The sequence below is a fragment of the Streptomyces sp. NPDC006208 genome (genome assembly GCF_040613775.1).
GTDB lineage: Bacteria > Actinomycetota > Actinomycetes > Streptomycetales > Streptomycetaceae > Streptomyces.
Window position 1 is genome coordinate 117,786 of sequence record NZ_JBEXSW010000008.1, and the last position, 11,879, is coordinate 129,664.

General features: G+C 69.1%; 11 protein-coding genes. 5 read left to right on the forward strand and 6 right to left on the reverse strand.

The features are described 5' to 3' along the window. Positions 1 to 26: 26 nt before the first annotated feature. On the forward strand, positions 27 to 1,649 hold the full coding sequence (gene groL / locus ABZ208_RS08610; protein WP_328397491.1) for a chaperonin GroEL: 1,623 nt from the start codon (positions 27 to 29) through the stop codon (positions 1,647 to 1,649). 132 nt (positions 1,650 to 1,781) lie between these two features. Here the strand turns inward: groL and ABZ208_RS08615 are convergent, their stop codons facing one another. From ABZ208_RS08615 to ABZ208_RS08635, 5 genes are all read right to left on the reverse strand, one after another. Continuing rightward, on the reverse strand, positions 1,782 to 2,471 hold the full coding sequence (locus ABZ208_RS08615; protein WP_356908777.1) for an ester cyclase: 690 nt from the start codon (positions 2,469 to 2,471) through the stop codon (positions 1,782 to 1,784). 61 nt (positions 2,472 to 2,532) lie between these two features. After that, positions 2,533 to 3,561 (reverse strand): hydroxyacid dehydrogenase, encoded by a 1,029-nt coding sequence (locus ABZ208_RS08620; RefSeq protein ID WP_356908778.1) that lies wholly within the window; start codon positions 3,559 to 3,561, stop codon positions 2,533 to 2,535. Between the two features lie 196 nt (positions 3,562 to 3,757). Next, positions 3,758 to 4,531: an SDR family oxidoreductase gene (locus tag ABZ208_RS08625; protein ID WP_356908779.1), complete on the reverse strand. Its 774-nt coding sequence runs from the start codon at positions 4,529 to 4,531 to the stop codon at positions 3,758 to 3,760. 10 nt (positions 4,532 to 4,541) lie between these two features. Continuing rightward, the gene (locus ABZ208_RS08630; RefSeq protein WP_356908780.1) at positions 4,542 to 6,053 is read right to left on the reverse strand and encodes a multicopper oxidase domain-containing protein; all 1,512 of its coding nucleotides are present in this window, start codon (positions 6,051 to 6,053) and stop codon (positions 4,542 to 4,544) included. A gap of 92 nt (positions 6,054 to 6,145) precedes the next feature. Then, positions 6,146 to 6,826: an MOSC domain-containing protein gene (locus ABZ208_RS08635; RefSeq protein ID WP_356908781.1), complete on the reverse strand. Its 681-nt coding sequence runs from the start codon at positions 6,824 to 6,826 to the stop codon at positions 6,146 to 6,148. Between the two features lie 81 nt (positions 6,827 to 6,907). Here ABZ208_RS08635 and ABZ208_RS08640 point away from each other — a divergent pair, with 81 nt between their 5' ends. Then, positions 6,908 to 7,807, forward strand: a complete 900-nt coding sequence (locus tag ABZ208_RS08640) for a LysR family transcriptional regulator (protein ID WP_356908782.1) — start codon at positions 6,908 to 6,910, stop codon at positions 7,805 to 7,807. Positions 7,808 to 7,928: 121 nt separating this feature from the next. On the opposite strand, the gene ABZ208_RS08645 is transcribed toward ABZ208_RS08640, so the two are convergent. Further along, complete coding sequence (locus ABZ208_RS08645) at positions 7,929 to 8,252, reverse strand: WhiB family transcriptional regulator (protein ID WP_356908783.1); 324 nt, start codon at positions 8,250 to 8,252, stop codon at positions 7,929 to 7,931. Positions 8,253 to 8,692: 440 nt separating this feature from the next. Here ABZ208_RS08645 and ABZ208_RS08650 point away from each other — a divergent pair, with 440 nt between their 5' ends. From ABZ208_RS08650 to guaB, 3 genes are all read left to right on the forward strand, one after another. Next, complete coding sequence (locus ABZ208_RS08650) at positions 8,693 to 9,304, forward strand: response regulator transcription factor (protein ID WP_003948568.1); 612 nt, start codon at positions 8,693 to 8,695, stop codon at positions 9,302 to 9,304. Positions 9,305 to 9,560: 256 nt separating this feature from the next. Then, positions 9,561 to 10,148, forward strand: coding sequence for a sigma-70 family RNA polymerase sigma factor (locus tag ABZ208_RS08655; protein WP_328397475.1), 588 nt, complete (start codon positions 9,561 to 9,563; stop codon positions 10,146 to 10,148). Positions 10,149 to 10,290: 142 nt separating this feature from the next. Then, positions 10,291 to 11,790: an IMP dehydrogenase gene (gene guaB, locus ABZ208_RS08660; protein WP_356908784.1), complete on the forward strand. Its 1,500-nt coding sequence runs from the start codon at positions 10,291 to 10,293 to the stop codon at positions 11,788 to 11,790. Positions 11,791 to 11,879 lie beyond the last annotated feature (89 nt).

Here is an 11,879-nt window from a genome sequence, read left to right on the forward strand (position 1 = left end):
TCTTTGAGAGGACTTGAGAAGCTCCCATGGCGAAGATCCTGAAATTCGACGAGGACGCCCGTCGCGCCCTCGAGCGCGGCGTCAACAAGCTTGCCGACACGGTCAAGGTGACGATCGGCCCCCGCGGCCGCAACGTCGTCATCGACAAGAAGTTCGGCGCTCCCACCATCACCAACGACGGTGTCACGATCGCCCGTGAGGTCGAGGTCGAGGACCCGTACGAGAACCTCGGCGCCCAGCTGGTGAAGGAGGTGGCGACCAAGACCAACGACATCGCGGGTGACGGTACGACCACCGCCACCGTGCTGGCCCAGGCCCTGGTCCGCGAGGGTCTGCGCAACGTCGCCGCCGGCGCCTCCCCGGCCGCCCTGAAGAAGGGCATCGACGCCGCGGTCAAGGCCGTCTCCGACGAGCTGATCGCCACCGCGCGTCCGATCGAGGAGAAGTCCGACATCGCCGCCGTCGCCGCGCTGTCCGCCCAGGACCAGCAGGTCGGCGAGCTCATCGCCGAGGCGATGGACAAGGTCGGCAAGGACGGTGTCATCACCGTCGAGGAGTCCAACACCTTCGGGCTGGAGCTGGACTTCACCGAGGGCATGGCCTTCGACAAGGGCTACCTGTCCCCGTACATGGTGACCGACCAGGAGCGTATGGAGGCCGTCCTCGACGACCCGTACATCCTGATCAACCAGGGCAAGATCTCCTCGATCCAGGACCTGCTGCCGCTGCTGGAGAAGGTCATCCAGGCCGGCAGCTCCAAGCCGCTGCTGATCATCGCCGAGGACGTCGAGGGCGAGGCGCTCTCCACCCTGGTCGTCAACAAGATCCGCGGCACCTTCAACGCGGTGGCCGTCAAGGCCCCCGGCTTCGGTGACCGCCGCAAGGCGATGCTCGGTGACATGGCCACCCTCACCGGTGCCACGGTCATTGCGGAGGAGGTCGGCCTCAAGCTCGACCAGGCCGGTCTGGACGTGCTGGGCACCGCCCGCCGCGTGACGATCACCAAGGACGACACCACCATCGTCGACGGTGGCGGCAAGTCCGAGGACGTCACGGGCCGCATCAACCAGATCAAGGCCGAGATCGAGTCCACCGACTCCGACTGGGACCGCGAGAAGCTCCAGGAGCGCCTCGCGAAGCTGGCCGGCGGCGTGTGCGTGATCAAGGTCGGCGCCGCCACCGAGGTGGAGCTGAAGGAGAAGAAGCACCGTCTGGAGGACGCCATCTCCGCGACCCGCGCCGCGGTCGAGGAGGGCATCGTCTCCGGTGGTGGCTCCGCGCTCGTCCACGCCGTGAAGGTGCTCGAGGGCAACCTCGGCAAGACCGGCGACGAGGCCACCGGTGTCGCGGTCGTCCGCCGCGCCGCCGTCGAGCCGCTGCGCTGGATCGCCGAGAACGCCGGTCTCGAGGGCTACGTCATCACCGCGAAGGTGGCGGAGCTGGAGGCCGGTCAGGGCTTCAACGCCGCGACCGGTGAGTACGGCGACCTGGTCAAGGCCGGCGTCATCGACCCGGTCAAGGTCACGCGCTCCGCGCTGGAGAACGCCGCGTCGATCGCCTCCCTGCTGCTCACGACCGAGACCCTGGTCGTCGAGAAGCCGGCCGAGGAGGAGGCCGACCACGGCCACGGCCACGGTCACAGCCACTGATGCCGTAGGGCTCGCGTGAAGGCCCCTGTTCCCGCTGTGTGCGGGAGCAGGGGCCTTCGCCGTACGGACGACACCGCAGTGCCGCAGTGAAGCGCGGTCGCCGTCCGGACAGCAGCGAGTCGTGCGGGGTGGTCAGAACGCGCCGAGCTGCCGCATCAGGTGCAGGGCGTCGTAGTGCCACCAGCCTTCCTTGATCATCGCGTCCTCGAAGCGGAAGACCGTGGTGCCGGTCATCGTGCACTGCTTGCCGGTGGGGGCGATGCCCTGGAAGTCACCCTTGTGCGTGCCGTGCCAGGTCCACAGGGTCACCACGTCGTCGCCTTCGGTCACCTGGCGGTCGAGGTCGAAGTGGAAATCGAAGGCGTCGCGCCAGCCCTTGATGTCCTGCTTGATGCTCTGCCTGCCGATCCCGGGCTCGTCCTTGCTGATGTCGTGGTCCCGGTAGTCGGCGGCGAACACCTCGTCCACCCCGTCCAGGTTGCCGCCGACGATGATCTCGTGGAAGCAGCGGCGGGCGGTTGCCGCGTTCATCTGCTCGTCCCGGACCACATCGAGGTCGGTGAAGGACGGCATGCCGTCGCACAGAGCCACCATCTCCTGGAAGGTCTTCTCGGTCTCCGGGAGGTGGGAGTTCTTCATCGCTTTCTCGTACGAGTCGAACTCGACTATCTCGACGTAGTGGGACGCGTCGGAGCGGTCCCTGCCGGTGAGGGTGTGGCTGGCGGTCCGCTTGCCCTGGGTCGCCTCGGCCCACCTGTCCATGAGCGTGTTCATGTCTTCGGGCTTTGTGGTCCTGTATTCAACTAGCTGTACGAACTTCATGGCGCCTCCCCGCATTCGATGGGATACGTCCATTTTAGTGATGTTCGCCCCTCCTGCCGGGTCAGGCCGAGTAGCCCAGCGCGGCCGGCTGGACCGGGTCGGCGAACGGCAGGCCGGCCGCGAACCGCTCCACCTCGTCCAGGGCCTGATCGGCCAGTCGGTGCAGCTCGCCGCCCAGTGAGCCGGCGATGTGCGGGGTGAGCAGCACATTCGGCAGGCTGTACAACGGCGAGCCGGGCGGCGGCAGTTCGGGATCGGTCACATCCAGCACGGCATCCAGCCGGCCCGCGATCAGCTCGCTGAGCAGCGCGTCCTCGTCGACCAGGGAGCCGCGCGCGGTGTTGATCAGGGTTGCCCCGTCCCGCATCAGCCCCAACTGCCAGGCGCCGATCATATGGCGGGTGGCCGGCAGCTCAGGGGCATGCACGGTGACGATGTCCGCGCGGGCGCAGAGCTCGTCCAGCTCGGTGCGCAGGACGCCGAGCGCGGTGGCCTCGGTGGCGTCGACATACGGGTCGTACAGCAGAACCTGCAGATCGAACGGGCGCAGCAGCTCGATCACGCGCCGCCCGACACGCGAGGCGCCGACGACCCCGACCGTGCGTCCGTAGTTGCCGGCGTCCTCGAACTCCGGGTGCCAGTCGTACCGGGCCTGCAGCTGCCCGTACCGCTGGGCCGAGTGCAGGACCCGCTTCCCGGCGAGCAGGATGGCGGCCAGCGTGTACTCCGCGACGGGCAGCGAGTTGGCCGCAGCCGCCGACGCGACGGCGATGCCCCGCTTCCAACAGGCTTCGGTCACATGGTGCTTGACGCTTCCCGCTGCGTGGACGACCGCGCGCAGTCGGGGGGCTTCGGCCAGCACCTCGGTGGTCAGGGCGGGTGCGCCCCAACAGGTCAGCAGCACCTCGGCGTCGGCGAGGGCGTCGGCCAGGGGCGGCTCGGGAGCGGTCAGGTCGTGGGCGATCCGACGCGGGTCGGTGCGGGTGAGTGCGGTGAGACGGTCGAGGTGTCGGTCGGTGAACAGCCGTTCGGCGATGCCCGGGCCCATCGCCAGCAGCAGGGCGGGGCGGTCAGCGGTTGTGTGGTCCATGACGCGGGCTCCTCTTCTGCGAGTGATGCCGGTCGTTGCTTCGCCCGGCCCCAGGGCCGGACTCATCGGGGCCGGGGCCGTCCGCGCCGTACAAGGCGCGCATCGCAGCCGCGGCAGCAGTGACAGATGGCAGCGCGCCTCGTCCGTGGCGGATGGCCCCTTCGCCGGGCCGCTCGTGGAGCGGCCGGCCGCGGACCTACTGCGGACCGTACTTGCGTCCCGCCCGGGAGCTGACCCCGCCGAGCAGCCCGCGCGGCGCCAGCTTCACCACGCCCATCAGCGCCTTGTACCGCGCGTCCGGGATCGAGAGCGTCTTTCCCCGGGCCAGGTCGGACAGTGCCGTCGCCACCAGCTTGTCGGCGTCCAGCCACATCCAGCCGGGGATGTTGTCCGTCCCCATCCCGGCCCGCTCATGGAACTCCGTCCGCACGAACCCCGGGCACAGCGCCATCAGCCGCACCCCCGAACCCGCCAGATCCCGTGCCGCTCCCTGGGTGAACTGCACCACCCACGACTTGGACGCGCCGTAGGTGCCGCGCGGCACGAACGCCGCCACCGACGCCACATTGACCACACCGCCCCGCCCGCGCTCCCGCATCGCCTCCGCCGCCGCCGCGGTCAGCCGCAGCACGGCCTCGCAGTGCACCTTGAGCATCGTCAGCTCATCGGTCATGGAGACCTCGAGGAAGCGTCCCTTGTTGCCGAACCCGGCGTTGTTGACCAGCAGATCGATCGGGTCCTTCCGGTCGGCCAGACGCCGGGCGACCGCCTCGATCCCGCCCTCCTCGGACAGGTCCGCGGTCAGCACCTCCGCCTCGATGCCGTGCTTGTCGTGCAGCTCGGTGGCCTGCTCCTGCAGCCGCTTGGTGTCACGAGCCACCAGCACCAGGTTCCGTCCCTCGACGGCGAGCCGCCGTGCGAACGCAGCGCCGATGCCCGCGGTCGCTCCCGTAATCAGTGCAGTCGTCATAGGCGGCACGTTAGTGCCCCACGTGTGAGTGCGGCGTACGCACCGTGCCCGCCTTCTGGCCCTTCTCGACGACCACGAACTGGCCCATCATCCCTATGTCCTCGTGGTACAGCAGGTGACAGTGGTACATGTACGGGGTGTCCGGATCGGCCGGCCCGGTGAACCGCATAGCGAGCTTCACGGTCTGACTGCCCGGCACGAACACCGTGTCCTTGGCCCCGCGCAGTTCCGGCGGCGGCTGCTTGCCGTCCACCTCCAGCACCCGGAACTGCACGTCGTGGACATGGAAGTTGTGTGGGACGCCGTCGTCGTTGCGCACCGTCCAGGTCTCGGCCGTGCCGCGGACGACGGTCTCGTCTATCCGGTCCATGGCCATCGGCCGACCGTTTATCCCCGACATCAACAGACCGAAGGACCGCTCGCGCACCGAGTCCGAGCCGTCCGGCACCTCAGGCTCGCCGAGCCTGGCGGGGATGCCGGGGGAGGGCCGCAAGGTGTCCTTGGCACGCAACTCCAGCACGTCGAACGTGTCGTCCGCGCCGCTGAACCGGCTCTGCCAGAAGTCCCCGTAGTTCGTCTGCGGGTAGCTGCGCAGTACGGTCCGCTCGCCCGGCTTCATCCGTACCACCGTCTCGGCACGCTCGCCCGGCGACAGCTGGATCCGGTCGAGGGCGACCGCCTTCTCCAGGAGTCCGCCGTCAGTGCCGACCAGTGAGAACTTCCTGTTGTCGGCGAATCCGAAGTCATAGGTTCGGGCGGTCGAGGCATTGAGCAGCCTCAGCCGCACCAGCTCGTCGCCGACCTCCTTGTACGGGTCGAGGGTGCCGTTGACCATGGTCCGGTCGCCGAGGAAGCCGACGTTGCGCATCAGCTTGTGGCCGCTGTCGAACTTCGCGCCGTCGAAACGAACGTCCTGCACGATGACCGGCAGATCGTCCACCCCGTACCGCTTCGGCAGCGCGAGCCGTGCCGACTGCGCGTCGTCGAGCAGGAACATCCCGGCCAGTCCGCGCTGCACATGCCGCTCTGTCCTGCCGTGCGGATGCGGGTGGTACCAGAGGCTGGCGGCCGGCTGGTCCACGGTCCAGTGCGGGCTCCAGGTCGCGCCGGGCGCGATCATCTGGTGCGGGCCGCCGTCCATCTTCGCGGGCAGATGCATACCGTGCCAGTGCACGGTGGACTCCTCGCCCAGCTTGTTCCTGATCCTCACCTGGACCTTCTCGCCCCGCTCCGCGCGCAGCGTCGGCCCGAGGAAGGCCCCGTTGAATCCCCAGGTGGGCGTCTTCAGTCCCGGCCTGAACTCCTTCTGACCGGCCTGCATCGTCAGGTCGAAGACCCGGGTGCCATCTCTCTTCACCGTGGACTTCGCGAGCGGCGGTATGGCGAGCTCACGGCTGAAACCGGCGCCGACGTTGGACACCTTGGCGTCCGAGAACAGCCAGAGTGAACCGCCGCCGAGCGCCAGGCCAACGATCACGACAAGGGTCGTGAGAGTGATGAGGACGCGCTTGAAGCGAGACATGCTTCCAGCGTCCCGGCCGGCACTCGCGGGCACATCGGGGACCGCCCCCAGCCGCCCCCCAGTCAACTTCCGGGGCGTCTAGGGGATTTCCCCTATATGACGGAGTCGGGCACCGCGCCGTGCTTGGCCACGTACGCGCGCGCGTCCCGCAGAAGCCCGGTGTGGAGCGCCTCTCCGGCCGCCAGCACCTTCGGCAGCAGTGAACGTTCCACCGTCTCGGAGCGGAAGGCCATCACGACGGTCACGTCGTGCCCGGGCCGGTGCACGATCTCGACCGGGTCGCCGGCGCGGATCTCGCCGGGCTCGATCACCCGCAGATATGCGCCGGGTGCGCAGTCCTGCGTGAAGCGCTTGACCCAGCCCTTCTCGCCCAGCCGGCTCGCGAACGTCCGGCAGGGGATGCGGCCGCTCGTCACCTCGAGCACCAGCTCGTCGCCGATCCGCCAGCGCTCCCCGATCCGCGCGCCGCTCACGTCCACCCCGCTGGTGGTGAGGTTCTCGCCGAACGAGCCGTTGGGCAGCGGCCGGCCGAGCTCCTTCTCCCACCGGTCGAGATCCTCGCGCGCAAAGGCGTACACCGCCTGGTCGGTGCCGCCGTGATGGCGCAGGTCGCTGACCGCGTCCCCGGCCAGACCGCTCCCGCCCTGACCCTTGGGGCCCGGATCCGTGACGCGGACGGCTCCGTCGACCGGACGCTTGTCGATGCCGGTCGCGCCGTTGTCGGCGTAGTCGACGGTCCTGAGCTGCCCCACGTTCACGGTCAGAAGCTTCATGCCGGTCACGGTAATGGGTGTTCCCTCAAACAGGCCACTCGAGAATGCCGCCTTTCTCCAAGGCTCCCTTATGCTCGACGGGTGATCGAAGCCCGTCATCTCCGCGTCCTGCGTGCTGTCGCCGCCACCGGTTCCTTCTCCGCGGCCGCTCGGGAACTGGGCTGCACACAACCTGCGGTCAGCCAGCAGATGAAGGCGCTCGAGACCTCCGCCGGCACTCCGCTGCTGATCCGCACGGGCCGTGAGATGCGCCTGACCCAGGCCGGCGAGGCGCTGGTACGCCATGCGGCGGGCATCCTCGCCGGGCTCACCGCGGCCGAGGAGGAGATCGCCGCCATCGCCGGTCTGCGGGCGGGAAGAGTCCGGTTGGTCTCGTTCCCCAGCGGCAGCTCGACGCTGGTGCCCACGGCACTCGCGGCGCTGCGCGCCGCCCACCCCGGCACCCGGGTCTCACTCGTCGACGCCGAACCGCCCCGCTCGGTCGAGATGCTGCGCGACGGCGACTGCGATGTGGCGCTCGCATTCCGGTACGGCGAAGCGGCCGGCGCGGACGCGGAGTGGGCCGACCTGGTCGTCCGTCCTCTGCTCACCGACCGGCTCGTCGGCCTGGTCCCCGAGGGGCACCGGCTCGCCGAGGCGGACACTGTCGCCATCGGCGATCTCGCGGACGAGCCGTGGATTGCGGGCTGCCCGCGCTGCCGCCGCCAGCTCGTCGACGTCTGCGAGGAGGCGGGCTTCACCCCCCGGATCGACTTCGCCACCGACGACTACCCGGCGGTGGTCGGCCTGGTCGGCGCGGGCCTGGGCGTCGCGGTGCTGCCCGAGCTCGCCATCGAGTCCGTACGCCCCAGGGGTGCCCGCACGGTCACCGTCGAACCGGCGGTCGCCCGCGAGATCGTCGCCCTCACGCTTGCGGATCTGGCCCAGGTTCCTGCGGTCGCCGCGACCCTCGACGAGCTGACCCGCGCCGCCGCCCGCTGACGGACCCGCCGTGCGGCGCCCCGTCGTGACCGTTCACCGCCCGAACATGCCGCACCGACCCCCAGGTGCGCCGGGAGTCGGTGCAGGAACGTTTCTTCGGTAAGGGGCGAGGGTGCGGGTGTCAGCCGTGCGGAGCACCTCCTGCGCTCGTGGCCGGGATCAGCCGATGGCGTGCGCGCCCCATGAGCTCCTCGCGCTCGTCCTCCGTCAGGCCGCCCCAGACGCCGTACGGCTCGCGCACCGCCAGCGCATGCGCCGCACACTCCGCCCGGACCGGGCACCTCATGCAGACCTCTTTCGCCGAGTTCTCACGCGCGCTTCGCGCTGCGCCCCGCTCACCCTCCGGGTGGAAGAAGAGCGAGCTGTCGACCCCGCGGCATGCCGCGAGGAGCTGCCAGTCCCACAGATCGGCGTTGGGTCCGGGAAGGCGAGAGAAATCTGCCATAGCGCATGTCCCCTTGAAACCGTGCTGAGTGGATACAGGACAGGTCGGACCGGACGGGCTCCCGGCCCCATGCCTGCCGGATCGGGCACCCGCGCCGTGCCAACGACCGTACATCTACTATGTAAGTAGATGTAAATATGACTCATTGCGAATCTAGTCATAGACACTGCAAAAAGGGAAGGAAAGCCGCTGAATGGGGCATAGCCTCTGGGTGGAGGGTGGATGATCTGCGGCACCTCGCCCCGTGCGCGCCCCTCGCGTTGTGTGCCGAAGGCGCCCGCCCGACCCGTAACTCTTTCGAGTGACCGTCGTTGAGAGTGCGGAGGCGGTTGAAACAACAAGCTCTAGGGCACATGTCCGAGAGCGTTCAACCGCACAGGTGACGAAACGTACCCAGCCTGGAGGCACAAGGTGACGCGCATCAGCTGCGGAGGGCGGCCATGACATCCGTCCTCGTCTGCGACGACTCCCCGCTTGCCCGAGAGGCGCTCCGCCGGGCGGTTGCGACCGTGCCCGGTGTCGAGCGCGTGACGACCGCGGCCAACGGCGAGGAAGTCCTCCGCCGCTGGGGCGCCGATCGTTCGGATCTGATTCTGATGGACGTACGCATGCCCGGACTGGGCGGCGTCGAGACCGTCCGCCGGCTGCTTTCCGCCGACCCCGGCGCCCGGATCATCATGCTCACCGTCGCCGAGGACCTCGACGGTGTCGCGCTCGCGGTGGCCGCCGGAGCCCGCGGATATCTGCACAAGGACGCCTCGCGCGCCGAGCTGCGCGCGACGGTCACCCAGGCGCTGGCCGATCCCACCTGGCGGCTCGCCCCGCGGCGGCTGCGCTCGGCCGAGATGGGCGCTGCGCCCACGCTCACCGCGCGTGAGATCCAGGTGCTCGAGGGCATGAGCCACGGCCGGTCGAACGCCGAGATCGGACGTGAGCTCTTCCTGTCCGAGGACACGGTCAAGACGCACGCCAGGCGCCTGTTCAAGAAGCTCGGTGCCTCGGACCGGGCGCATGCGGTGGCGCTCGGATTCCGCTGGGGCCTGGTCCGCTAGGTCCCGGAGGAGTGGGCTGCCCTTGGGGTACGGCAAACCCCGCCCGTTCGTATGCGGGCGGGGTGACGCATGCTCGAGGGCATCCGTTTCCCGCGCGATGCCGCATGCTTGAGATGTGGAGTTCCTCGGGGACGTGTCGGTCGAGCGGGAGGGGAGGGCGCACGAGATGACTTCTGGCGTGCCAACTCATAACGCTTCGGTGCACAAGTACGGACGCAGTGCGACGGACCAGCCGCCGCCAAGGCACCATGGACCGATGCGTGACGACGAGGCGGCGACCGCCCAGGGGGCCATCGGTGCGCTGGTGCACCGTGCCGTCGACGGCGACGAGCAGGCCACGCACGACCTGCTCGCGCATGTGCACCCGCTCGCGCTGCGTTTCTGCCGCTCGCGTCTCAACCGGCTGCCCGGCGACGCGCGCCACTTCGTGGAGGACCTCGCACAGGAGGTCTGCGTCGCGGTGCTGATGGCGCTCCCGCGCTACAAGGACACCGGGCGGCCGTTCGAGGCGTTCGTCTTCGCCATCGCCTCCCACAAGGTCGCCGATCTGCAGCGTGCCGCCATGCGGCATCCGGGCTCGACGGCCGTGCCGTCCGACGAGATGCCCGAGCGGCCGGACGACTCGCTCGGCCCCGAGGAGCGCGCGCTGCTCAGCGACGACGCGGAGTGGGCCAAGAAGCTCCTCGCCAATCTGCCGGAAAATCAGCGGGAGCTGCTGGTGCTGCGGGTCGCGGTGGGCCTGACCGCCGAGGAGACCGGCCAGATGCTGGGGATGTCGCCGGGCGCTGTCCGGGTGGCGCAGCACCGCGCGCTCAGCAGACTGCGGGCGCTCGCCGAGCAGTGAACCGCAGGTCGGTCGCGTCCGTTAGAAATATCGTCCGTAGAAATATCCAAAGCTGCTTGCTGATCTTGATCGTGGAATGAGACGGCTGCTGAGCCCGTTAGCATGGACATCCGCACCGATCAAGGCCATTGGGGAAGGTGTCATGACCAACGTCGACGGAGTGCCCGAGAAATTCGCGACACTCGGGCTGACCTACGACGATGTGCTGCTGCTGCCGGGTGCCTCTGACATGGCGCCCGACCAGATCGACACCTCCTCGTACATCTCGAAGAACGTGCGGGTGAACATCCCGCTGCTGTCCGCCGCCATGGACAAGGTGACCGAGGCGCGTATGGCCATCTCCATGGCCCGCCAGGGCGGCGCCGGTGTGCTGCACCGCAATCTCTCGATCGCCGACCAGGCCAACCAGGTCGACCTGGTCAAGCGCTCCGAGTCCGGCATGGTCACCGACCCGATCACGGTGAACCCGGACGCGACGCTTGCCGACGCCGACCGGCTGTGCGCCAAGTTCCGTATCAGCGGTGTGCCGGTCACGGACGGCGCGGGCAAGCTGCTGGGCATCGTCACCAACCGTGACATGGCCTTCGAGTCGGACCGCGGCCGACAGGTGCGCGAGGTCATGACCCCGATGCCGCTGGTCACCGGCAAGGTCGGGATCTCCGGTGTGGACGCCATGGAGCTGCTGCGCCGGCACAAGATCGAGAAGCTTCCGCTGGTCGATGACGCGGGCATCCTCAAGGGCCTGATCACGGTCAAGGACTTCGTGAAGGCCGAGCAGTACCCGAACGCCGCCAAGGACAAGGAAGGCCGGCTGCTCGTCGGCGCCGCCGTCGGTGTCGCGGGAGACGCGTACGAGCGCGCCCAGGCACTGGTCGAGGCGGGCGTCGACTTCATCGTCGTCGACACCGCACACGGCCACTCCAAGCTGGTCGGCGACATGGTCGCCAAGATCAAGTCGAACTCGGCCGTCGACGTCATCGGCGGCAACATCGCCACCCGCGACGGCGCCCAGGCGCTCATCGACTCCGGCGTCGACGGCATCAAGGTCGGCGTGGGCCCGGGCTCCATCTGCACCACCCGCGTGGTCGCCGGTATCGGCGTCCCGCAGGTCACCGCGATCTACGAGGCCGCGCTCGCGGCCAAGGCGGCCGGCGTACCGGTGATCGGTGACGGCGGGCTGCAGTACTCCGGCGACATCGCGAAGGCGCTGGTCGCGGGCGCGGACACGGTCATGCTGGGCTCGCTTCTCGCAGGCTGCGAGGAGTCCCCCGGCGAGCTGATGTTCATCAACGGCAAGCAGTTCAAGTCGTACCGCGGCATGGGCTCGCTGGGCGCCATGCAGTCCCGTGGCGACCAGCGCTCGTTCTCGAAGGACCGGTACTTCCAGGAGGGTGTCGCCTCCGACGAGAAGCTGGTGCCCGAGGGCATCGAGGGCCAGGTGCCCTACCGCGGCCCGCTCTCCGCCGTCGTCCACCAGCTGGTGGGCGGTCTGCGCCAGTCGATGTTCTACGTCGGCGGGCGCACGGTGCCGGAGCTGCAGGACCGCGGCCGGTTCGTCCGGATCACCTCGGCGGGACTCAAGGAGAGCCACCCGCACGACATCCAGATGACCGTCGAGGCACCGAACTACAGCAAGCTGTAGCGCACACGTCCGCAGGGGCGGTTCCGGCTCACCGGGACCGCCCCTGACGTGTGTGTCGGGGATACTGGTAGGCGCAGACGTAGAGGGAA